We start from the raw sequence: 23,925 nt of genomic DNA on the forward strand, positions 1-23,925 counted from the left end.
ATGCTTTTTCAAAGGGATGACGCCGGGTCATGATCTATGCTGCTGAGAAGTTCGATTTTCCCAAGGTGCCGTTTGTCTTCATCCGGCACGGGGAAACCGATGCCAACCGGGCAGGCATCATTGCCGGATCGACCGAGCCGCCCTTAAACGAAACCGGCCGCGCGCAGGCAGCCGCAATCGCCGATCTGATGGCGCTCGGCACATGGCAGTCGGTCTATGTCAGCCCGCAGGACCGGGCGCGCACAACGGCCCAATTGGCTTTGCCCGATTATACCGCCCATGTTCTGGATGGCTTGCGCGAACGCCATTGGGGCGATCTTGAAGGCCGCCCGATTGATGAACTGTGCCCGCGCTTTGACACCCCGCCCAACGGCGAAGGGTTCGATGCCATGTGTCAGCGCGTCTCCTTTGCCATGCAACAGGCATTGGCCGAGGTCACCGATAACGTCTGTGTTGTTGTTGCCCATTCAGGTGTGGCGCGCTGCATTCTGTATATGACCGGGTTTGAAGCCGACGGGCCACGCCTGCCCAACGCCACCCCGATGCTGTTCCGCCCGACCGCGACCGGCTGGGACTATGAAAATTTGACTGAAACACTGATCAAGGAGATTTCCGCGTGAACCAACCGCAGACCAATGCGCAAGGCCCCAACCGCACCGAACGCAACGCACGCGAAGCGGTGGTGTTTGATATGGATGGAACACTGGCGCATTTCGATGCCGATACCCTGGGGCATCTGGTTCATGGGGCGGAAAAACACTGGGATGCGTTCTTTGACGCCATGGATTTGGCCAAGCCGATTGAAAACATCGAACGGTTATTGCGTATCCTGCATGCCTCGGGCCATGCGATTGTGATTTGCTCAGGCCGCCCCGCCGGTTGGCAACATCGCTCCGAAGCATGGCTGCGCGCCCATAACATTCCGTTTGATGGCATGTACCTGCGCCCCACCGATGCCGATCACCGCACGGATGAAGACGTCAAAGAAGACCTTTTGGCCCAAATCCGTGCTGACGGGTTTGACCCGTGGCTGGTCGTCGATGACCGCAGCCGGGTGGTCGATAAATGGCGCGAGATGGGTTTGACCTGTTTGCAATGTGCGCCCGGTGATTTTTAGGGGGCGATTTTTGAGGGATCTGATTTCTAGGATGTGATTTCCAATCCTCATACAAATAAAAACCCACAAAAAAGACCGGCCATGAAACTTCATGCGCCGGTCTTTTGAGTCGGGTTTGATTATTCATTTAATTTGAATAATAACGAACATTATTCAAAAAATTTTGCGTACTCGCCGTACCCTTCAGCCTCAAGATCCTCAATCGCGACAAAGCGTAAGGACGCCGAATTGATGCAATAGCGCAAACCCCCGCGATCCTTCGGACCATCGGGAAAAACATGGCCTAAATGGCTGTCTGCATGCTTGGATCTGACTTCAATCCGGCGCATACTAAGGGTGTTGTCTTCGCGCGCAATCACATGTTCGCTGTCGATTGGTTTGACAAAACTCGGCCAGCCACAGCCAGAATCAAACTTGTCACGCGACGTAAAAAGCGGCTCACCCGATACGATATCGACATACAGCCCATCTTCCTTATGGTCCCAGAAATCATTGCGAAACGGCGGTTCTGTGCCGTTTTCCTGGGTGACGTAATACTGATCGGATGACAGGTCGGCGATTGCGTCAGGGTCTTTGATGTAAGTGTCTTTGGTGTATTTGCTCATGCGTATCCTCTTGTCATCATTGGGCATTCAAAATCATTGCCCCAAAGATGGCGGGATTATTGAAATTGTCCAGTCCTGACGCCGCCGAAACACATCAAAGTGAAGGCAGTTTACCCCTGACACCAAGGCTGGCGTTTGGTCTTGCCGTCATAGGCGCGCGCCAGTCCATTGCTGATCAGTTCAACATCAAGCGGACTGCCGTCAATGCGCACCGATGCCACCACGCGCCCACCATATCGCCCCCATTCCGGTTCGCAAAACTCTACTGATTTAGCCGATTTCAGGCGGTTTCGCGCATAATCGCGGGCCTGTTTGGCAAGGTGCTTTTCACTTTCGCATTTGCCCCGGATTTCCGGGGTATCCACCCCACGGACCCGCACCAACATGTTGGCGATTTCACCGGGCAAACCGGGAATGGCGACATAGATGGTGTCCCCGTCATAGGCATACTCCCCGCGATATTCACGCAGCGGCCAGCCATAGCACGCGGCCTGTGCCGGAAGGCTGGTTACGATCAGGGATAGAAGGCCAAGCATAGCGATGCTGGTTGTTCGGATTTTATGGGCGAGGGGGATCATGAAATGGAGCGCTTATCTTTGTTATGGTCACGTTTTTAGGGGGCAGGCTAGAGCTTCAGGCGCGACAAAATCTGACTGGCACGCTGTTCAACCGGGCCTTTGCGGACCTCGATCAGGTCATAGCCGCATTCGTGATAGGTCCGGCACAGGACGACATATGTTCTGACGGCTTCGGCGAAGTTTTGTGTTCGGGCATGATCGGTTTTGTAGATTTCCGCCCAAGGGGGCAGGATGAAAACGGTGCGGCGATAGCGGTATGTTTTGATCGCACCGAGCAATCCTGTGTCGTCGGGCAGGTTCGATAACCGGCGATGCGCCAAGGTATCGGGCAGTCCACGATCACAAAAGACCGTGCGCGGATGATGATCAAGCCCGGTCTGCCAGTCGCGGATGGATCGCCGGGCCATCAACCCGGCATAGGCTTCGTTATCGTCCCACGGCACAGCGTTGCCGCCGCGCTCGATCTGGTCTTCGATGATGGCGCGTGCGGCCTCCGGGCTGGTGTCATAGCCGCGGTGGTGAAGGTGATTGATCAGTGTGGTTTTGCCAGAACCGGGCCCGCCGGTAATGACAACAAGGTTGGATGTTATAGGCGTTTGCATTGGTGTTTCCTGCGCGAAGCGCCCCGATATGGCGGCACTTTGCGGCAAGGTCATGGCAGGTGTTGCTGATTTTAAGCGTGCAAGAAGCTGTGCGAGATGAGACGTGCTTTGTAGCGCCTTGCACGGTCCTGTCAACGTCAAAGCCACAGCCACAGCCAAAGTCAAAGCCACAGTCAAAGCAGACGGTTATTCGCCGACCTGAACCGATGGCTTTTCAATCCGGGCCAGAATATGGTCAGACACCAACTGGGCAGACGGCGAAAGCCTGTGGCCGCGCGCGGTGATCAGGCTATAGGGTTTGATTTCGATGCCGCCGTCAAACGGCAGTTCGGTGATCAGCCCGCCACTGGCCAAAAGGCTTGTGACTTCCTCGGCCATTGGCGCAATGGAATCGGTGTCGGCCAAGGTTGCCAGTGTCACCAGAAGGGATGCGGAATTCAGACTGGAGTGGGGCAGCGGCAGGTGACGCGAAATAAACGCGTCTTCAATCGTGCGGCGCATCAGGTTGCCGGGCGGGGGCAAAATCCATTCAAATCGCGAAAGCCGTGCCAGGGTTATCGGTTTGTTGTCATCAAGCAACGGATGACCTGTGCGCACCATCAGGCGGATGCGTTCACTGCGGATTTCGCGGATGTTAAATTGACGCGGGTTCATGTCTTCGGGCACGCGGCCAATGACAAAATCATGATCCCCCGCCAGCAAATCCTTGATCAGAAGATGCGACGGCCCAACTGCAACATGGGCTTCAAGAAGCGAGTTGATCGATTGGATGCTTCGGATGGCGGGCACGACCAGATCAACGGCGGCTGCGGTCACGGCCCCGATGAACACCGTGCCGCCGCCGTGCTTGATGTCCTCGATTTCGCGTTCGGCCTCGCGGATTTCGATCAGCATGCTGCGTGCGCGTCGGGCAAGGGCGCGCCCGGCATTGGTCATTTCGATCCCGCGCGGGCTGCGCACACATAAACGCACCTCAAGAATCGTTTCCATTTCCGACAGCAGACGCGACGCCGCAGGCTGTGACGTTTTAAGCATATCAGCCGCCAGACTGATCTGACCGGTTTCCTCCATCGCAACGATCATGCGCAGGTGGCTCAGCTTCAATCCGCGCTGAAACAGATTGCCGGATCGAAAGAGTAAGGATTTGGCCGAGCTTAACGGACGGCTGTTGCGTGTTTCTGTCATGATGGTTTCTCCCTCGCGGGGATTTTAGTATATCGATTTTGATATGCAAGTTTCGAAATTACTTATTTGATTGTTATGTTGATGGTCTGAATAATGCTGCGCGTATCCTTTGGGAAAACGGATACACTATTAAGTGAAAACAAAGACACGACATACGCAGGCCACATCGCCTGAGAAAAGTCGGGCAAAAGAAATGGCTGTTATGCCGTGTCTTGTAGGGAGGATAGCAATGAAACGTCTCAGTGCCGTAATGGCAGGGGTCGCCTTTGGCGCGGCCGCAATGATGAGCCCGATGATTTCTGGCGGTTATGCACATGCCGACGAGAAAGGCTATGTCGGGATCGCAATGCCGACCAAATCTTCGGCACGTTGGATTTCTGACGGCAATTCCATGGTTAAGCAGTTTGAAGATGCCGGGTATAAAACCGATCTTCAGTATGCAGAAGACGATATTCCAAACCAGCTTTCCCAGATCGAGAATATGATCGTTAAGGGTGTTGATGTTCTGGTGATTGCCGCAATCGATGGCACGACCCTTTCGAACGCGCTTGAAAATGCGCAGGCAGCGGGCATCAAGGTTTTTGCCTATGACCGCCTGATCGTCGAAAGCCCGAATGTTGATTACTATTCGACCTTTGATAACTTTAAAGTTGGCGTTCAGCAGGCAACCTCGCTGGTTGACGGTCTGCTTGAAGCCGGTGATCCTCCGTTCAATGTTGAGCTGTTTGGCGGTTCGCCAGACGATAACAACGCATACTTCTTCTATAACGGTGCAATGTCGATCCTGCAGCCGCTGATCGATGAAGGTACGGTTGTCATTAAGTCCGGCCAGATGGGCATGGACAAAGTTGGTACCCTGCGTTGGGATGGTGCAGTTGCACAGGCCCGTATGGATAACCTTCTGTCGGCTTATTACACCGATGACAAAGTCGATGGCGTTCTGTCGCCTTATGACGGGCTTTCGATTGGTATCCTGTCGTCGCTTAAAGGCGTCGGTTACGGTTCGGGCGACATGGCAATGCCAGTTGTTACCGGTCAGGATGCTGAATTGCAGTCGATCAAGTCGATCATTGCAGGCGAACAGTATTCCACGATTTTCAAAGACACCCGTGAACTTGCACGTGTGACCGTTTCGATGGTTGATGATGTTCTTGCCGGTCGCGAGCCGACCATCAATGACACCAAAACCTATGACAACGGTGTGAAGGTCGTTCCTTCGTATCTGCTTGAGCCGGTGATGGTTGATAAATCCAACTGGGAAGAAATCATTCTTGGTTCGGGCTACTACACCGAAGACGAAGTGAAGTAAGCCAGCACTTTAGCAATGGAACCCGGTGGAAATGTCGTTTGGCATGTCTGCCGGGTTCCAATGTCTGAACATTTCCGGATGCGGATGTCTTGCCAAAATGCACACTTTTCGTGATGTAGTTGCAGGCATGTTACGATCCGCCAAGAAATTATCCCGGACAATCAACAAGACACGTGTATAGAAGCGTCGTCGCACAGCGACGGCAGTGGGAGGACCGGATGGATACCATCCTGGAAATGAAGAACATCACCAAGACCTTCCCTGGGGTAAAGGCGCTGGATGATGTCAGCCTGAAGGTTGAACGTGGCGAAATTCACGCACTTTGCGGTGAAAATGGCGCCGGTAAATCGACCCTGATGAAGGTGCTGAGTGGTGTTTATCCGCACGGCACCTATGAAGGTGACATCCTCTATGACGGTGGCGTGCAGGAATTCAAGGATATCCGCAGCAGCGAAGAACGCGGCATTATCATTATTCATCAGGAGCTGGCCTTGGTGCCGCTTTTGTCGATTGCCGAAAACATCTTTCTGGGCAATGAAAATTCCGAAAACGGTATTGTAAACTGGCCTGCGACATTTGCGCGCACTGGTGAACTGCTTTCGAAAGTCGGGCTCAAGGAAAATCCAGCAACGCTTGTGACCAACATCGGTGTTGGCAAACAGCAGTTGGTCGAGATTGCCAAGGCGCTTTCCAAAAAGGTGAAGCTGCTGATTTTGGATGAGCCGACCGCCAGTTTGCAGGAAAACGACAGTCAGAAGTTGCTTGATCTGTTGCTGGAATTCAAGGCACAGGGCATCACATCGATCCTGATTTCGCATAAGCTTAACGAGATCAACCGGGTTGCCGACCGGATCACCGTGATCCGCGACGGTAAGGCGATTTCGACCCTTGATGCGCGCGGCGGACAGATTACCGAAGACGACATTGTCAAGGATATGGTCGGGCGCGATATGGCCCATCGTTATCCCGAACGCACCCCCAACATCAGCAAAGAAAAACTGATGGAAGTGCGCAATTGGTCGGCCACCCATCCGCTGCACCCTGAACGCAAGGTCGTTGATAACGTCAGTATCGACGTTGCGGCGGGTGAAGTTGTCGGGATTGCCGGGTTAATGGGGGCAGGGCGAACCGAACTTGCCATGAGCATCTTTGGCAAATCCTATGGTACTGAGATTTCTGGTGAAGTGCTGATCAACGGCAAACCCGCCGATGTTTCGACCGTTGAAAAGGCAATTGCCGCCGGTCTTGCCTATGTTACCGAAGACCGCAAGGAAATGGGCCTTATCCTTGATGAAAGTATTACGACCAACATCACCCTTGCCAATCTGGGTGGTGTGTCTGAACGCGGTGTTCTTAATGATGGTGCGGAACGTTCCGTTGCCGAAGAATACCGTGAGAAAATCAACATTCGGACACCGAATGTCGCGCAGAAGGTCGTCAATCTTTCCGGGGGGAATCAGCAAAAAGTTGTTTTGTCAAAATGGCTGTTTGCGGGACCGGAAGTTCTCATTCTTGATGAACCGACCCGTGGCATCGATGTCGGTGCGAAATACGAAATCTATACGATTATCAACCAACTGGCGGCCGACGGTAAGGGGGTCATTATGATCTCGTCGGAGATGCCGGAGCTTCTAGGCATGTGCGATCGCATCTACGTCATGAACGAAGGTGAGATCAAAGGGCAGCTTGCAGCAAAAGATGCGAGCCAGGAAGCAATCATGCGCATGATCCTGAAGGCGTGAGGAACAGACAATGAGCGATACTGAAAACAAATCACTTGGTTACTATCTGCGCACCCATATCCGTGAATACGGCATGGTTGTTGCGCTGGTCGCCATTCTTGGCTTCTTCCAGGTTGTGACCGATGGCATCATGCTTAAACCGGTCAACCTGACGAACCTGTTCTTGCAGAACAGCTATATCATTATCATGGCTGTCGGCATGCTGCTGGTCATTGTTGGCGGGCATATTGACCTTTCGGTTGGTTCGGTCGTTGGCTTTATCGGCGCCCTTGCTGCGGTGATGATTGTCCATTGGGATTTACCCACCGTCTTTGTCGTACCGGCATGTCTTGTGGTCGGCGCAATCATTGGGGCGGCCCAAGGGTATTGGGTGGCCTATTGGCGCATTCCCTCGTTTATCGTCACTTTGGCCGGGATGCTGGTGTTTAAGGGCTTGACCCTTGCCCTTCTTGGCGGGGCGTCAGTTGGTCCGTTCCCGCCGGAATTTCAGGCAATGTCGTCGGGCTTCCTGCCGGACTTCTTTGGCGGGTTGATCGAAGGGCGCTTTAACCTCTTTTCGATGACACTTGGCGTTGCACTGACCGCACTCCTGCCGATCCTGGGCATGCGGTCACGGGCAAAACAGGCGAAATTTGCCGCCGTTGATGAGCCGATGGCGGTATTTGTCACACAGCATGCCGTGGCCGGTTTGGCCATTCTGTTTGTGACCTATCTTCTGTCGACCTATCGCGGGTTGCCGAACATCCTGATCATTATGGCGGTGCTGATTGCGATCTTCACCTTTGTCACCAACAGCACAACACTTGGCCGACGCATTTATGCGCTGGGCGGGAATGAAAAGGCTGCGAAACTTTCAGGCATTAATACCAAACGCCTGACCTTCTTTACCTTTGCCAATATGGGGATGCTCGCCGCCCTTGCCGGTCTGGTCTTTGCCGCGCGTTTGAACACGGCAACACCAAAAGCAGGCCTTGCGTTTGAACTTGATGTGATCGCAGCTGTGTTTATCGGCGGTGCATCGATGTCGGGCGGTGTTGGCAAGGTGATCGGTGCCGTGGTTGGGGCGCTGATCATGGGTGTCATGAACAACGGCATGTCGATTGTCGGTGTTGGTATTGACTGGCAACAGGTGATCAAGGGTCTGGTGCTGCTCGCAGCTGTGATCTTTGACGTCTATAACAAAAACAAAGCGTAACAATACGATGACGAGAAAAGGCGCAAATATTCCCACACACAGTCAATCCGATACGGGTTGGCAGGGATGTTTGCGTCTTTCACAGTCCCGCGCAACAGGTCCGTGTCTGTGCGTGAAAGGACCCGTCTCGATAATAATTCCAAAAGGAGAACGGGCATGACCAAGTTTAAACCGGCATCATGGCCACGCACCTTGCGTTCGCAAGAGGGTTGGTTCGGTGGCAGCAGCAAGGATGCCATCTATCATCGAAGCTGGATGAAAAACCAGGGTTTGCCGTCAGATTTGTTCGACGGGCGACCGGTCATTGGCATCTGTAACACATGGTCGGAACTGACCCCGTGTAATGCGCATCTGCGCGATTTGGCCGAGCGCGTCAAGCACGGCATTTACGAAGCAGGCGGCTTGCCGCTTGAATTCCCGGTTTTCTCGGCTGGTGAAAGCACGTTGCGCCCAACCGCCATGATGTTCCGGAACCTTGCGGCCATGGACGTTGAAGAAGCGCTTCGCGGGACGCCACTTGATGGCGTGGTCCTGATGGTGGGGTGCGACAAAACCACCCCGGCCCTTTTGATGGGGGCGGCCAGCGTTGATATCCCGGCGATTGTGGTCACCGGTGGCCCGATGCTTAATGGGAAATGGCGCGGACAGGATATCGGTTCGGGTACGTCGCTTTGGCAGCTTTCCGAAGACCGCAAGGCAGGTAAAATCAGCACCGAGGATTTCCTTGAAGCGGAAATCGCCATGTCACGGTCGCCGGGTTCCTGCAACACGATGGGCACGGCATCGACCATGGCCAGCATGGCCGAAGCCCTTGGTATGGCGCTTTCGGGCAATGCGGCCATTCCAGCCGTAGACAGCCGCCGTCGCGTGATGGCCCATATTACGGGGCGTCGTATTGTCGATATGGTCAAGGATGACCTTAAACCATCCGACGTTCTGACCAAGGAAGCGTTTGAAAACGCCATTCGCGTGAATGGCGCGATTGGCGGATCGACCAATGCGGTGATCCATTTGTTGGCGATTGCCGGACGTGTTGGCATTGATCTGAGCCTTGATGACTGGGACCGTTTGGGCCGTGATATCCCGACGATTGTCAATTTGCAGCCGTCTGGCAAATACCTGATGGAAGAATTCTTCTATTCCGGTGGTTTACCAGTGGTGATCAAGGCACTGGCCGAGGCCGGAAAACTGCATAATGATGCGCTGACGGTGTCGGGCGAAACTATGTGGGATCAGGTCAAGGAAGTCCGCAACTGGAACGAAGACGTTATTCGTCCGTTCGAAAAGGCCCTGACCGAAAGCGGCGGTATTGCCGTGGTGAAAGGCAACCTGGCCCCGAATGGTGCGGTGCTTAAACCGTCAGCGGCAACGCCGGAGCTTTTGACCCATCGCGGACGTGCCGTGGTGTTTGAAGACATCGATGATTACAAGGCCAAGATCTATGACGAGGATCTTGATATCGATGAAACCTGCATCATGGTTTTGAAAAACTGCGGCCCGAAAGGTTATCCGGGCATGGCAGAGGTTGGCAATATGGGGCTGCCGCCCAAGGTGCTGCGTAAAGGCATCACCGACATGGTGCGCATTTCCGATGCGCGCATGAGCGGGACGGCCTATGGCACGGTTGTTTTGCATACTTCGCCCGAGGCTGCTGCTGGTGGTCCGTTGGCGGTGGTTCAAAACGGCGACATGATCGAACTTGATGTGCCCAACCGCCGTTTGCATCTTGATATCAGCGATGCCGAACTTAAACAGCGTCTGGCTGACTGGCACAGCATCGTTCCGGTACCGGCAAGTGGCTATGCATCGCTGTATTACAAAAGCGTTATTGGTGCCGATAAAGGGGCCGATTTTGACTTCCTCGTTGGTCATCGTGGCAAGGAAATTCCCAAAGACAGCCACTGATCAACGCGAACACCAAAACTCCCGTCGGATGCTATTGGGGTAGCATCCGACACATCCTGAACCGGCTGGCAAGAAATTGCTGGCCGGTTTGCGTTTGACCGGAATGTGCCAGCGAAACCGGGAAGATGAATGTAATTTGAAAATGGCAATCAAGGGTTGAATATTTTGATTTAAAGACCATACTCTTCGTAGGGTTAAAATGCGTTTGGGGGCAAACGCCACGGGGGAGAAAACCATGTTCAAGCGGTCTTCAGCAGCACCATTGCGTGCGCTTATTCTGGCGGGGATTGGCTGTTGCTTTTCTGGTGCGGTTTGGGCGCAATCGTGTTCGGCCTTGCGTGATGCGCCGCTTGTCCCGACCGATACGGCGTTATGTAAATCGCTTAGTGCGACTGTGGCCGATCCGTCTGGCTTGCCGCTTGATCAATATGAAGATGCTCTTTCGAAATTCTTTGATAACTGGTGTCATCGCGATACGGATGCCGGATGGGTGCGCGATAAATATGTCCGTGATACCGGGCCGTTTACCGCCAGTCGCGATATGACCGAGATCAATGGTCAATGGACAGGCACCTATCACGGGACCCATTCGCCGGTCGTCATCTGGTATTCCCCTGAGATGGTCACTTGGTTGTCGAAAAACCGGGGTGCCGAGGATACCCGACCCAGTAGCCCGACCGCGATCCCCGACGGTGCAATCATGGTTAAGGAAATGTACCCGCAGCCAGCGGCGGCCTGTGCGGGGGAAGACCCCACACGTCTTTGGCCAACCAGCGGTGCGGCGATCATGGTGCGTGATCAGGAGGCATCCTATGATGGTTGGTTCTGGGGCTGGTATGGCTGGCCGGGATCGGGGTGGAAAGCCGATTGGCCCGCGGGAACCAGCAATGGTCCGCCCAACATGGGCTTTGGGCAATATTGTGTGAATTGCCATGGATCGGCCAAGGACATGACCTTTGCCGAGGTGCGCAACCTTGAAGGTCATCCGGGGCAACCCGAAGTTTTCCTGTCGCAGGATTTCTTTGCCGGGCAGTATCTGGGTCAGGATGGCGGTGTTGCGCCGTCGGTCAAAAAGATCACGGCATCCAATGATGCGCCGTCTGATATCCATAGTTTGCGGGCAAAACTTGAAAAGGTGCCAGAGCCACTTGGCAAGGCCCGCACTAGTGCACATCCCGATATGGCGGCGATTTTAACCGCCTTTGCCAAAACCGGCAGCCCGTTTGAGTATGATCTGGCACCGCCAAGCGATATGCCGTCGCAGACGTATGACACTGTCTGGATGGATGCGGATGGCCCATCGCCGCACAGTCAGTTCATGACCAGTGACCAATGTGTCGGGTGCCATGATGCCGGTAGTACGGGTTTGCAGTTTGATATGACCATGCCTGATCCGGATGGTGATCGTTTGTTGAATATGGCGCCGTACGCCACATGGCGATCATCGCCGATGGGGCTTGCCGGGCGTGATCCGATCTTCTTTGCCCAAATGGCAAGCGAACTTCAAACCTTCCACAGTGATAAACCCGAACTGGTGCAAAACACCTGCTTTGGCTGTCACGGGATTATGGGACAGCGCCAATTCCAGATTGACCACAATATGGCGCAGCAGGCCAGTGCGACAGCGGGTGTGCAAACAGCACTTGATTGTGGTGATTTTACCAGATCAATGGTCGATGCCATTCCGTATCCGGCCAACAATCCGGTGGCTGGTCATGCATCCTATGGGGCGTTGGCGCGGGATGGCATTTCATGCATGGCGTGCCATCAGATGGTGTTGGGCAAGGATGCCACCGAGAAGTTCAAGGACGCACCGCAGAATGCCTGTGTGTTGCAGCGTCAGGAAACACTGAACCCGGATGCAACGGGCTTTGCCAAAACCTTTACCGGCAGTTTCCTTGTCGGGGATGCCGATACGCTTTATGGGCCGTTTGATAAGCCGCAAAAACATCCGATGGAATATACCCTTGGCATTTCACCAGCCAAGGGGGACGCGATTAAAACATCGGAAATGTGTGGCACCTGTCATACGGTACATTTGCCCGTGCTGAAAGACGGTAAAAACGTTGGCACTGTTTATGAACAAACCACCTATGCCGAGTGGGCGTTTAGTGGGTTTAGAACCGGCTACACCCTTGATGGGGGATTGCCCGGTGGTGCCGGGAAAATGGCGATGAGCTGTCAGGAATGTCATATGCCATCGGGCGATGACAAAGCCAAATTCCGCAGCAAAATTGCCTCTATTCAGGAATATTCCAACTTCCCGGCTGCTGCCAATACGTTTGGGCCGGAGTTGCTTGACCTTGAGGCCCGTGACGGGTTTGCCCGCCATACGCTGGTTGGGTTGAACCTGTTTTTGGTTGAGATGTTCCAGCAATTCCCGGATGTTATGGGCATTCCAACCGCAGATCCGATGCTTGGCGACAAGGGCGTTGATCCGCTGGCCTATACCGAACGGGCGATGATCAAGCAGGCGCGCAGCGATACGGTTAATATTGCGATCAAGGATACTGCGATTAAGGATGGCAAACTGACCAGTGAGGTCGCCATTGCCAGCCTGACCGGGCACAAGTTCCCATCCGGCGTTGGGTTCCGCCGCGCGTTTGTGACGTTTGAAGTGCTTGATCAGGATGAAAAAGTCATCTGGGCATCGGGCCGGGTCAATGGGGCCGGGGTGATTGTTGATCAGGCCGGGACGCCAGTTGACGGGGAGCTTTGGTGGGACAATCAGTGCAGCGCACGTATTGATCCGCTTAAGCGGGCCCATCAACCCCATTATCAGACGGTAAGTGCGCAGAATGAAGTCCAGATTTATCAGGAACTGGTCAGCACGCCGCCGCTTGATGGCAGTACCCAATACAGCTGTGGTCACAACGTGGCGCCCAAGGGGCAATTGACGACCAGCTTCCTGTCGATCTGTGCCGAGGTCAAAGACAACCGGTTGCCGCCGGCCGGGTACCTTCCGCTTAAGGAACGGATTGAAATTTCCAATGCGCTTGGGGCCGGGGATGAGCTTGCCGAGGATGCCGGATTTACGGCCATTGGCGATGATCCTGATTATCGCACATCAACCGCGACAGGCGGGGACCATGTGAAGTACGACATCAAACTGTCTGACATCGACGGGACACCGGCATCGGTCCGTGCCAAAATGTCCTATCAGGCGACACCGCCGTTTTATCTGCAGGACCGTTTCTGTACGGCCAAAGGCGATGATACCGAACGGCTTGCCTATCTTGTCGAGCACCTGAACCTTGATGATACCGCGGCTGAAAACTGGGCGTTTGAGATTGTTAATACCGGTGCGGTGCCGATCAAATAAAGTGGTGTGTTCTTGATGCTGAGGCTGGCGCGTGTTTGTGGCGCAGCCTTAGCCTTAGCCTTTGGCCTGGATGATGTGGTCAATTGCGCGGACAAGGTTTGTATAATCGGTGACAACCGCATCGGCATTCAGTGAATTGGCGCGATCTGCTGAAACTTCAAACGCGACTGCGATGGCATGCGTGTTCGCATCGCGTGCGGCATTGATGTCGTTGGCGTGGTCGCCGACCATCACGGCGGTGTCACCGTTTGCGGCATTGTAGCCAAGTTTATCCAGCACAAAGCGCAAATGACCGCCATCGGGCTTTTTGACCGTGGTGGCATCGCCGCCGGCAATGACGGCAAACAAATCCGAAATCCCCAGATTTTCAAGAATGCGTTCGCAAGGTGCGGTTGGTTTGTTTGATGCCAGTGCGATGGTCCAGCCGTCTTTGGCAAGGTTACGCAGGGTTGCTTCGGCATGGTCATAAAGCCGGGTGTGGGCGTAATCAGTGGCACGATAACGGGCGTTGAAATCAATATTCAGTTTATCAAGCGTTGCGTCGTCGGGTGTTTTGCCCCGTGCGGCAAAGGCACGCTTTGTCAGCATCCATGTGCCATCGCCCAGCATGACTTCGAGGTCATGGCGCGCAAGTGGTGCCAGATCGTGCACGCCGAGCAACTCATTCATCGCAAAAAGCAAATCATCGACCCCGTCAATCAGGGTGCCGTCGAGGTCGAACATGATGAATTTTGCCATGATGTGGGGCTCCTGAAATGGATTGTTTGGTCGGGGTCGGTAAGTTTAGGGGAACTTAACCGAGTTCGTGCCATTAACAAACCGTAACATCCGCTAACAGGCGGTAACAAAACGTGATTCTTTATGGGCTTTTGCTGCAAAAGAATATGTTCTAAGACTTGCGTCAAAATTGATGAGCCGTGTGGTTGCGCATAATTGCACGGTGCAAGAACAGGGGATGCTGCACGAAAACGGCAGCAGGCGTGTTGATAAATGTCACTTGAGTTAAGTGTAGTTGTTTTGGCCGCAGGTATGGGCACGCGCATGAAAAGTGCCTTGCCCAAGGTGATGCATAAGGTGGCAGGTAAGCCGATGGTCAATCATGTGATTGATGCGGCGGCCAAACTTGATGCCGTGAAAACCATGGTTGTGGTTGGACCGGACATGCCAAAGCTTGTTGAGGCTGTTGCACCCCATCCGACGTTCGAGCAAACAGACCGTCTTGGCACGGCCCATGCGGTTTTGGCCGCCAAGGACGGGCTTTTGGGCCTGACGGGCAATGTGCTGGTTCTATATGCCGACAGCCCGCTTTTTACCGCTGAAACCCTGAAACGGTTGGTCGACGCCCGTGAAGAAGGGGATCACAGCGTTGCGGTGCTGGGTTTCCGCCCCGAAGATCCAACCGGATATGGCCGTCTGGTGACGGATGCGCAGACCGGGATGCTCACAGCCATCGTCGAAGACAAGGAATGTGATGACGCGCAGCGTTTGATCAACTTCTGTAATTCCGGGGTGATGTGTTTCCGCGCCGAAGACATGATTGCGACCCTTGAGGCAATTGATAACACCAATGCCAAGGGCGAGTATTACCTGACCGATGCGGTTGAAGTGGCGCGGAACAATGGCCAAAGCTGTGTCGCGGTCGAAGTGGATGAAGCCGAAACCCTTGGTGTGAATTCACGCCCGCAACTGGCAGCCGCCGAGGCCATCCTTCAGGATCGTTTGCGCACCAATGCGATGAATGAGGGTGCGACCCTGATTGATCCGGCATCGGTTTTCCTGAGTGCCGATACCAAATTGGGTCGGGACGTGATTGTTGAACCCAATGTTGTGTTTGGACTGGGTGTTACAGTGGGCGATAACACCGTGATCAAGGCATTTAGCCATCTTGAAAGCTGTGTCGTTGGCCAAGGGGCCGATATCGGTCCTTATGCCCGTTTGCGCCCGGGGGCGGAGATCGGTGACGGGGCCAAGGTTGGCAACTTTGTCGAGATTAAAAAGGCCATTGTCGAAGACGGGGCCAAGGTCAATCATCTGAGCTATATCGGCGATGCCCGCGTTGGGGCCAAGGCCAATATCGGGGCCGGGACGATTACGTGCAATTATGATGGCTATCGCAAGCAGCATACTGATATCGGGGCGGGGGCGTTTATCGGATCGAACTCGTCCTTGGTTGCGCCAGTTGAAATTGGCGATGGTGCGATTGTTGGTGCGGGTAGCACGGTTACCGGAAAAATTGACAAGGATGCACTTGTCCTGACCCGGGCAGCACGTACTGAAAAACCGGGCTGGGCTGCGGCGTTTCGCGATAAGATGCGCGCCCTGACCGGTAAGAAATAAACGAATACAGAACAATGATTTGCCATCTGGTTGACCGTCCGGATGGCCCAAAATGACAAGCGGCTAGAAGCGGGAAAGAAATCCATATGTGCGGCATTATCGGGATTATCGGCAAAGACAGCGTCAGTGAGCGTATTCTTGAAGGGCTCAAACGCCTTGAATATCGTGGCTATGACAGTGCCGGGATTGCAACGCTGGTCAATGGCGATATTGAACGCCGCCGTGCCGAGGGCAAACTGATCAACCTGACCAATCGTCTGGCCGAAAGCCCGCTTGCCGGCGATGTTGGTATTGGTCATACCCGCTGGGCGACCCATGGTGTGCCGACCGAAAATAATGCCCATCCGCACACTGATGGCAAGGTCGCGGTTGTTCATAACGGCATCATTGAAAACTATCAGGACCTTAAGGCAGAGCTTTCGGGCAAAGGGCGCGCATTTGCCACTGAAACCGATACCGAGGTGGTTGTGCATCTGGTGTCTGATTTCCTTGATCAGGGCAAATCGCCACGCGATGCGGTGGCCGCGACCCTGCATCGGATCGAGGGCGCCTTTGCGCTGGTAATCATGATTGCCGGTCAGCATGACGTGATTTTTGGCGCGCGCCGGGGCACGCCGCTTGCCGTAGGACTTGGCGAGGGGGAGATGTATTTGGGGTCGGACGCGATGGCCTTGTCGCACCTGACCAACAAGCTGATTTACCTTGAAGAAGGCGATTGGGTCGAAATGACCCGCGAACACGTTCAGGTCCGTGATGAAAATGATGTGGAGGTTACCCGCGAAACCAAACTGTCGGCCGTTTCGGGTGCGATGATGGGTAAGGGGAACTATAACCACTTCATGCAAAAGGAAATCTTCGAGCAGCCTGCTGTAATCGGCGACACCTTGCATGCGTTTATCAATCCGGCGACCCAAACCATCAAATTGCCCGATATGCCGTTTTCCTTTGCCGATGCGACGCGCTTGACGATTGTTGCCTGTGGCACGTCCTATTACGCAGGGCTTGTCGCCAAGCACTGGATTGAGCGTTATGCCGGATTGGGTGTGGATGTTGATGTTGCATCGGAGTTCCGATATCGCTGCCCGCCGCTTGCCAAGGGTGGTGTTGCGCTGTTTATTTCGCAATCGGGTGAGACGCTCGATACGCTGGCGGCATTGCGCTATGCCAAATCAAAAGGTCAGAAAATCGTTTCCATCGTCAATGTGGCCGAAAGCACCATTGCACGCGAAAGCGACGTTGTTCTTCAGACCTATGCCGGACCGGAAATCGGTGTGGCATCCACCAAGGCCTTTACCACGCAGTTAACGGTTCTGGCGTGCCTTGCGGTGACCATCGGGCGTGAAAACGGCACGCTGGCCAAGGACGAAGAAGCCGCCATTGTTAATGCACTGACCGAAGTGCCCAAACATGCCGCCGAAGTGCTTCATCATGACGAAGCACTGAAGAAGTTGGCGCTTGATATCGCAGATGCACGCGATGTGCTGTATCTCGGCCGTGGTCTTGGCTATCCGATTGCCATGGAAGGTGCGCTTAAGCTTAAGGAAATTTCCTACATCCACGCCGAAGGCTATGCCGCGGGCGAGATGAAGCATGGGCCGATTGCGCTGATCGACCAATCGGTGCCGATCATTGTGATTGCACCGTCTGACGAGCTGTTTGAAAAAACGGCGTCAAACATGCAGGAAGCCGCCGCACGTGGGGGCCGGGTGATCTTTATCTCTGACGCTCCGGGGTTGGCAAAGCTTGGTGATATTGCATCGGCCACGGTTGAGCTGCCAAAGGTCGCCGATTTCGTCGCCCCGATCCTTTATACCATTCCGGTTCAGATGCTGGCCTATCATGTGGCAGTCCATAAGGGGACAGATGTTGACCAGCCAAGAAACTTGGCGAAATCGGTGACGGTGGAATAGTTTAGGGTATCGTAACCCTCGAGACATTCAAAATGGCAGGGACGACATGAAGGTTATTGTTACGGGTGGCGCGGGGTTTATCGGCTCGGCTGTTTGTCGGCTTCTTGCCGGGAAAAAGGGCTTTGAGGTTCTTAACCTCGACAAATTGACCTATGCGGCCGACTTGCGCACAGTTGAGGTTGTCTCTGCTTTTTCCAACTATAGTTTCGCGAAGGTCGATGTTTGTAACAAGGAAGCGGTTGCTACGGTGTTTTCGGATTTTCAGCCTGATGCGGTGATGCATCTGGCGGCTGAAAGTCATGTGGATCGTTCGATAGATGGTCCGGCGGATTTTATTCAGACCAATGTCGTCGGCACGTTTACGCTGCTTGAAGTGGCGCGGGACTATTTCAATGGTCTTGATGATGCGCGCAAACAGGCCTTTCGGTTTCATCATGTTTCAACCGATGAAGTTTATGGCTCTTTGGGTGACGAAGGGCTGTTTACCGAGCAAACCGCCTATGCACCCAATTCACCCTATTCGGCCACGAAGGCCGGGGCGGATCATTTGGTGCGGGCGTGGCATCATACCTATGGCCTGCCGGTGATTATCAGTAATTGTTCGAACAATTACGGGCCCTATCAATTCCCCGAAAAGCTGATCCCGCTGATGATCCTGAATGTTTTGCAGGGTAAAAAATTGCCCGTTTACGGTGATGGGGGCAATACCCGTGACTGGTTGCATGTAGAGGACCATGCAGAGGCCCTTTTTACCATCCTGACACAGGGCCGGGTTGGCGAGAAATACAACGTTGGTGGCTGTAACGAGGTTGCTAATATTGATGTGGTCCGCAAAGTTTTTGACGTGGTGACGAGCCTTGTTCCCGAAACCGCCGGCAAGCCATTTGATGAAGTTGTTGATTTCGTTGACGACCGTCCGGGGCACGATTGGCGCTATGCGATTGATCCGTCAAAAATGCGCGATGAACTTGGCTGGAGCCCGAAATACAGTTTTGAAACCGGTCTTGCACAAACCGTGACATGGTATGTCGATCACCGCGCGTGGTGGGAACCAATCCTTAAGGACAAATATGCAGGACAACGGCTTGGTCAGGGGGCTGTCCAATGATCAAGGTTCTGGTCTTTGGCAAGAATGGTCAATTGGCGCTGAGCCTTGCGTGGCGGAGTTCGGCTTTTGCGGGCTTAAGCGTACAGTTCCTTGACCGCCATGATTGCGACGTTGCGCAGTCAGGCAATATTACCAAGGCCGTCGATCTATATCGTCCCGATATCATTCTTAACGCGACGGCCTATACGGCGGTGGATCTTGCGGAGAATGAACCTGAATTGGCGCGGCGTGTAAATTGCGATGCCGTCCGGACGATGGCTGAAAACGCGGCACGGCATTCGGTGCCATTTATTCATATTTCAACAGATTACGTTTTCGACGGTGAGGGACAGGAACCTTACCGCGAAACCGACCTTGTGGCACCGCTGGGTGTCTATGGTGTCACGAAACTGGCGGGCGAAGAAGCCATTCGGACGATCACCAACCAGCACCTTATTTTTCGAACGTCCTGGGTATATAGCCCGTTTGGCAAAAATTTTGTCAAAACCATGCTGGGGTTGTTGGGCGATAAAACACACATTTCTGTGGTGGATGATCAGCAAGGATGTCCGACAAGTGCGCTTGATTTAGCGACGGCCATTTTGCGCACCGTGCCGGACGTCGTGCGCCGTGATTTTGATCAATTTGGCACCTATCATCTGGTTTCAGATGCTGAGATGACATGGTGTGCGTTTAGCCGTGAAATACAGGCAAAGGCGATCAAGATTTTTGGGGCGCAATGGCCGGGGGCAACGTGCCAGATCGAAGCCGTGACAAGTGCTAGGTTCCCGACAGTGGCAAGACGACCAAGCTATTCTGTGATGTCGACGGAAAAATTCATGACCAATTTCGGGTTGGGTTTGCCTGAGTTTGATCAGAGTTTGATGGAGGTTTTGCAAAATCTCGCAGAAGGGATCGCGCATGCGTAAGGGCATTATCCTTGCAGGTGGCACCGGATCACGCCTGCATCCGTCAACGTTGGTTGTTTCCAAGCAGCTTCAGCCGGTTTATGACAAGCCGATGATCTATTATCCGCTGACGACCCTTATGCTGGCGGGGATCAAGGATATTCTGATCATTAGCACCCCGCGTGATGTCCCGCTTTTTCGAGAGTTGCTCGGCGATGGTTCTCAGTGGGGGGTGCGTTTGGCGTATGCGGTTCAAACCGAACCACGGGGCTTGGCAGATGCCTTTATTGTGGGGGCCGATTTTATTGGAGATGATCCCTGTTGTCTGATCCTTGGCGACAACATCTATTTTGGGCATGGCTTAACAGAGTTGCTTGGAAATGCGATGCGGCAATCGCGCGGTGCGACAGTGTTTGCCTATTTCGTGCAAGATCCTGAGCGGTATGGCGTGGTCGAATTTGATCGCGCGGGAATTGCGCTTGATATCGAAGAAAAGCCAGACAATCCAAAGTCCAATTATGCGGTTACCGGATTGTATTTTTATGATGCAGATGTTGTTGATATTGCGCGCTCCATCAAGCCATCAGCCCGCGGTGAGCTTGAAATCACCGATGTGAACAAGGCGTACCTTCAGCGTGGGGCGCTTCATGTGGAGAAAATGGGGCGTGGCTATGCCTGGCTTGATACCGGTACACATGGGGCGATGCTTGATGCTGCGAACTTTGTACGAACAGTTGAAAGTCGGCAAAGTCTTAAAATCGCATGCCCCGAAGAAATCGCACTTAGGACCGGAATGATTACAGTTGCGCAGTTCGAAAAGCTCATCGACGGTTTCGGTGCAAGTTCTTATCGGGCATACCTTCAAACCGTTTTGCGAACGCATGATCAGATGTAGCCTGAGATCAAAAATCCGGATGACGGCAGTAGTCTTTGAAGCTTGTTGCCTGCAGGTCTTTTTGCGACAAGGTTACAGGGGTTTTGTTGATCGGCCATTTAATAGCAAGATCTGGATCATTCCACATGATGGATTTTTCGGTTTCTGGAGCATAAGAAGCTGAAACCTTGTAGTGAACCTCTGTATCAGGCTCAATGGTAACAAACCCGTGGGCGAAACCCTTTGGAACGAAGATTTGGTTCCATTCATCTGCGCTGATTTCTGCAGATACCCATTTGCCAAATGTTGGTGAACTTTTACGAATATCTACTGCCACATCAAGTATTCTGCCGCGCACAACACGTACAAGCTTGTCTTGTGCGTAAGGGGGGCATTGATAATGAAGGCCTCGCAGAACACCGACGGCACGTGATAGCGAGTGATTATCCTGAACAAATAGCTGGTCAATTCCTGCTTCTGAGAATATCGCCTGATTGTAGGTTTCCGAGAAGAAACCGCGTTCGTCACCAAATTTTTTAGGGTAAAGCAGTTTTACATCCGGAATTTCGAGGGCTTCAAACTTCATCGATTGGGCCTTATACAGAGGACGGACATTAATTGAGATGACAGCAATTACATGAAACGACTTATAGCATTTGCGCACTATGATAAAGACGCAGTTGTTGATGACTATGTCCTGCGGCTTCTGGATGGAATCAAGCCGTTTGCAGATCGTATTGTTTTTGTTTCTGATAGTCCGTTGTCTGATTCAGAGGCTGCAAAAATTTTGAACTACGGTGAATGTGTTTTTGCACACCAGCATGAAATGTACGATTTTGGCAGTTGGAAAATCGCATTAAGTCATGTTTGGAACGACCTCGAGGCTTATGACGAACTGGTGATTATGAATGATTCCTGTTTTGGTCCGATTGCGGATTTTCAATCTGTATTCGACGAAATGGATAGATGTGAATGCGATTTCTGGGGGCTGACTGGAACACATCTTCGTAAGAAAAAACATTTCAGCCTGAACAGCTATTTCATGGCGTTTCGCAAATCTGTTTTGAAAAATCCTAAATTCAAAGAGTTTTGGTCTGGCGTTGAAATCCAAAAGTCCAAAAGTGATGTTGTTTATAAATATGAGTTTGGGATTTCGGACCTTCTGCATGCACAGGGCTATAAATCCAATAGCTATTGTGGCTGGTTCCACACTGATGTGATGGTTTCAAGTGCATTTTTCCCTGTCGTTTGGCGAAAGAAGAAATGTCCATTGGTGAAGGTAAAGTTGTTTCGGTTAAATCCAACGATGGCGCCTAAACTTGATTGCTGGCTTGATGTTCTGGATACGGTTTATCCCCGGTTACTGGTCGATAACTTGGTCGAACGATATCTTGGGGTGTCTGTTCCGGACCACTATAATTATCGTTACCCAACCTTTAAAACCTATTGGGGAAGTGACAGGTTAATCTCGACCAAAGCACGCTACACAAAGTCAAAAAAATGGTGGCGTTATTACGTTAAATTCTTGGGCATACCCGTTTTGATGTTGATATTGCCGTCTGGGATTAAAAAACGGGACCAAGCCAACTGATTGTTCCAATCATTGTTCTCTGAGTATGATGATCGACCGTGTGCCGGGAACTGAACGGAGTTACGTGATGCGGCGTGGGTTTGCTGTTTTTGTGGTCTTTTTGCCAGCCCTTCTTGCGGCATGCGCACAAGGTACGCGCCCAGTGGGCGATCTGGCGACGTTATCGTGTGATGCGCAACTTGCCTATATTGATGCGTTGGTCGCCCAAAACGGTGTACGCAACGCGTCGGCTTCACCGGTTGCCGGGTTCGCATATCTTCGGGCCAACCGGAACTCTGTTTTGTTGGAGCGCCAGCTTGATGACGACGGTGACGGGCAGGTTGATCAACCAGATCGCTGGCGGGACTTTATCGCACAGATGCGTGGCCTTGATCGTGACGCACGGCAAAGTGAAATGACCAACCTTCCAGTTGCATCAGGTGTCTCATTTGATCAGATTGAGGCTTGTGCCAACACGATGGCCGCGTCCCTGATGCCCGATCAGTATCCGGTGCTGTCTGCGGCGGTATTTGTGCCTGATGACTATCTTGATTTTCAGCGCATCGCGGGTCTGTATCCGATAACAGCCTTCGCGGCCTATTTCGGATATGAAGGATGGAAGCAGGAGAACTTTGCAAGTTTTGAGCAAAGGAGCGCGGATATTGCGGCGTCGGGAATGTGGTACGACTATTTAGTACCCGACCAAACTGATGACGGTTTCAACGACATTACGCTGGATGTCTTTGGTTTGTTGCAGCCAACGGGTGCCGAGCTTGAAAAACTGGCGCGGGCCTATCTGCCGGTTTTTCGGGTGAGAACGGACAGTGAGAGTGACAAGATTGGACAGCCGAGCTTGCCCACGCGTGATGCTTTGGCCGTCGTCGATACAGATCATCCAAATATCTATTATCGCTTGAGCCATACATATTTTGCCGGAAAATGGCGGCCGCAAATCGTTTATGAAATCTGGTTCCCGGAGCGCCCGGCCACCAGCCGGTTTGATATTCTGGCCGGGCATTTTGATGCGCTGGTTTGGCGGGTTACCCTTGATGACGATGGCACGCCGTTGATCGGCGATACGATCCATGGCTGTGGCTGTTATCACATGTTTTTTCCAAGTAACAATTTGCAGCGAATCACCGCGCCAGAGGATAACGACATTCGCGAAACGGCGGAAATGCCCGCGGGATATGTTGATCAATCGATCTTGAGGCGTCCAGTTCTGTGGATCGATAAAACCAGCCACTATCTTCTGAAACTGACCGATGCCAGGGGTGATAAAACGGCAGGTGATATGATCAGGCAAAACGCATCCCTTCGCCCGGCACAGGACTTGAGCCAGTTGCCGTTACAAAACGGGCAGGGCACGGCCAGCCTTTTTGACGAGGATGGATTTGTACCCGGCACGGAACGGCTGGAATGGATTTTACTTTGGCCGATGGGGGTTGAGAAACCTGGTGCCATGCGCCAATGGGGGCATCATGCAACGGCGTTTGTCGGGCGGCGGCATTTTGATGAGCCAGACCTGATGGATCGTTATTTCACGCTGCGCTGATCTGAACCCGTGATTGTGTTTGCCACATTATTGCCTTTTGCGCATTGCGATGGCGCATGATACCTCTATCGGACTGGCCCATGCTGTTTATGGTGGCACCATGGCAGCCAAGGCCCGATTTGGG

The 23,925-nt window shown here is 53.1% G+C and carries 20 protein-coding genes; 14 read left to right on the forward strand and 6 right to left on the reverse strand.

What is annotated here, in order from left to right:
* Positions 1 to 29: 29 nt before the first annotated feature.
* Positions 30 to 620: a histidine phosphatase family protein gene (locus AC0VXT_RS06625; protein WP_475548004.1), complete on the forward strand. Its 591-nt coding sequence runs from the start codon at positions 30 to 32 to the stop codon at positions 618 to 620.
* Complete coding sequence (locus AC0VXT_RS06630) at positions 617 to 1,117, forward strand: phosphatase domain-containing protein (protein WP_475548005.1); 501 nt, start codon at positions 617 to 619, stop codon at positions 1,115 to 1,117. The genes AC0VXT_RS06625 and AC0VXT_RS06630 overlap by 4 nt, the downstream gene beginning before the upstream one ends.
* Positions 1,118 to 1,266: 149 nt before the next feature.
* Here AC0VXT_RS06630 and msrB read toward each other — a convergent pair whose 3' ends face one another.
* The 4 genes from msrB to AC0VXT_RS06650 form a co-directional block, all read right to left on the reverse strand.
* Positions 1,267 to 1,722 carry a peptide-methionine (R)-S-oxide reductase MsrB gene (gene msrB, locus AC0VXT_RS06635; RefSeq protein WP_475548006.1) on the reverse strand — a complete coding sequence of 152 codons (456 nt, stop codon included), beginning with the start codon at positions 1,720 to 1,722 and terminating at the stop codon, positions 1,267 to 1,269.
* Between the two features lie 110 nt (positions 1,723 to 1,832).
* Positions 1,833 to 2,300, reverse strand: a complete 468-nt coding sequence (locus AC0VXT_RS06640; RefSeq protein WP_475548007.1) for a thermonuclease family protein — start codon at positions 2,298 to 2,300, stop codon at positions 1,833 to 1,835.
* Positions 2,301 to 2,347: 47 nt separating this feature from the next.
* Positions 2,348 to 2,902, reverse strand: coding sequence for an AAA family ATPase (locus AC0VXT_RS06645; protein WP_475548008.1), 555 nt, complete (start codon positions 2,900 to 2,902; stop codon positions 2,348 to 2,350).
* Positions 2,903 to 3,088: 186 nt separating this feature from the next.
* Complete coding sequence (locus tag AC0VXT_RS06650) at positions 3,089 to 4,087, reverse strand: LysR family transcriptional regulator (RefSeq protein ID WP_022730218.1); 999 nt, start codon at positions 4,085 to 4,087, stop codon at positions 3,089 to 3,091.
* A gap of 229 nt (positions 4,088 to 4,316) precedes the next feature.
* Between AC0VXT_RS06650 and chvE the strand changes: the two genes are divergently transcribed.
* From chvE to AC0VXT_RS06675, 5 genes are all read left to right on the forward strand, one after another.
* On the forward strand, positions 4,317 to 5,396 hold the full coding sequence (gene chvE, locus AC0VXT_RS06655) for a multiple monosaccharide ABC transporter substrate-binding protein (protein ID WP_475548009.1): 1,080 nt from the start codon (positions 4,317 to 4,319) through the stop codon (positions 5,394 to 5,396).
* A gap of 218 nt (positions 5,397 to 5,614) precedes the next feature.
* Positions 5,615 to 7,138: a multiple monosaccharide ABC transporter ATP-binding protein gene (gene mmsA, locus AC0VXT_RS06660; RefSeq protein WP_475548010.1), complete on the forward strand. Its 1,524-nt coding sequence runs from the start codon at positions 5,615 to 5,617 to the stop codon at positions 7,136 to 7,138.
* A 10-nt stretch (positions 7,139 to 7,148) separates the two neighbouring features.
* Entirely contained in the window at positions 7,149 to 8,333 is a 1,185-nt protein-coding gene (mmsB, locus tag AC0VXT_RS06665) for a multiple monosaccharide ABC transporter permease (RefSeq protein WP_475548011.1), read from the forward strand.
* Between the two features lie 156 nt (positions 8,334 to 8,489).
* Entirely contained in the window at positions 8,490 to 10,238 is a 1,749-nt protein-coding gene (araD, locus tag AC0VXT_RS06670; protein ID WP_417822662.1) for an L-arabinonate dehydratase, read from the forward strand.
* Positions 10,239 to 10,473: 235 nt separating this feature from the next.
* The gene (locus AC0VXT_RS06675) at positions 10,474 to 13,560 is read left to right on the forward strand and encodes a hypothetical protein (protein ID WP_475548012.1); all 3,087 of its coding nucleotides are present in this window, start codon (positions 10,474 to 10,476) and stop codon (positions 13,558 to 13,560) included.
* A gap of 54 nt (positions 13,561 to 13,614) precedes the next feature.
* On the opposite strand, the gene AC0VXT_RS06680 is transcribed toward AC0VXT_RS06675, so the two are convergent.
* A complete protein-coding gene (locus AC0VXT_RS06680) occupies positions 13,615 to 14,298 on the reverse strand; it encodes an HAD-IA family hydrolase (protein ID WP_475548013.1) in 684 nt (227 codons plus the stop codon).
* A 252-nt stretch (positions 14,299 to 14,550) separates the two neighbouring features.
* Here AC0VXT_RS06680 and glmU point away from each other — a divergent pair, with 252 nt between their 5' ends.
* From glmU to rfbA, 5 genes are all read left to right on the forward strand, one after another.
* Positions 14,551 to 15,897, forward strand: a complete 1,347-nt coding sequence (gene glmU / locus AC0VXT_RS06685; RefSeq protein WP_475548014.1) for a bifunctional UDP-N-acetylglucosamine diphosphorylase/glucosamine-1-phosphate N-acetyltransferase GlmU — start codon at positions 14,551 to 14,553, stop codon at positions 15,895 to 15,897.
* 86 nt (positions 15,898 to 15,983) lie between these two features.
* Positions 15,984 to 17,807 carry a glutamine--fructose-6-phosphate transaminase (isomerizing) gene (glmS, locus tag AC0VXT_RS06690; protein ID WP_475548015.1) on the forward strand — a complete coding sequence of 608 codons (1,824 nt, stop codon included), beginning with the start codon at positions 15,984 to 15,986 and terminating at the stop codon, positions 17,805 to 17,807.
* Positions 17,808 to 17,853: 46 nt separating this feature from the next.
* Complete coding sequence (rfbB, locus tag AC0VXT_RS06695) at positions 17,854 to 18,915, forward strand: dTDP-glucose 4,6-dehydratase (protein WP_475548016.1); 1,062 nt, start codon at positions 17,854 to 17,856, stop codon at positions 18,913 to 18,915.
* Positions 18,912 to 19,823: a dTDP-4-dehydrorhamnose reductase gene (gene rfbD / locus AC0VXT_RS06700; RefSeq protein ID WP_475548017.1), complete on the forward strand. Its 912-nt coding sequence runs from the start codon at positions 18,912 to 18,914 to the stop codon at positions 19,821 to 19,823. The genes rfbB and rfbD overlap by 4 nt, the downstream gene beginning before the upstream one ends.
* Positions 19,816 to 20,697, forward strand: coding sequence for a glucose-1-phosphate thymidylyltransferase RfbA (rfbA, locus tag AC0VXT_RS06705; protein ID WP_475548018.1), 882 nt, complete (start codon positions 19,816 to 19,818; stop codon positions 20,695 to 20,697). Before rfbD ends, rfbA begins: the two co-directional genes overlap by 8 nt.
* Before the next feature lie 7 nt (positions 20,698 to 20,704).
* On the opposite strand, the gene rfbC is transcribed toward rfbA, so the two are convergent.
* Complete coding sequence (rfbC, locus tag AC0VXT_RS06710; RefSeq protein ID WP_475548019.1) at positions 20,705 to 21,262, reverse strand: dTDP-4-dehydrorhamnose 3,5-epimerase; 558 nt, start codon at positions 21,260 to 21,262, stop codon at positions 20,705 to 20,707.
* A 51-nt stretch (positions 21,263 to 21,313) separates the two neighbouring features.
* Here rfbC and AC0VXT_RS06715 point away from each other — a divergent pair, with 51 nt between their 5' ends.
* Positions 21,314 to 22,267 carry a rhamnan synthesis F family protein gene (locus tag AC0VXT_RS06715; protein ID WP_475548020.1) on the forward strand — a complete coding sequence of 318 codons (954 nt, stop codon included), beginning with the start codon at positions 21,314 to 21,316 and terminating at the stop codon, positions 22,265 to 22,267.
* Positions 22,268 to 22,334: 67 nt separating this feature from the next.
* Complete coding sequence (locus AC0VXT_RS06720; RefSeq protein WP_475548021.1) at positions 22,335 to 23,801, forward strand: hypothetical protein; 1,467 nt, start codon at positions 22,335 to 22,337, stop codon at positions 23,799 to 23,801.
* Positions 23,802 to 23,925 lie beyond the last annotated feature (124 nt).

The sequence above is a fragment of the Thalassospira sp. Z349TD_5 genome (assembly GCF_056173045.1).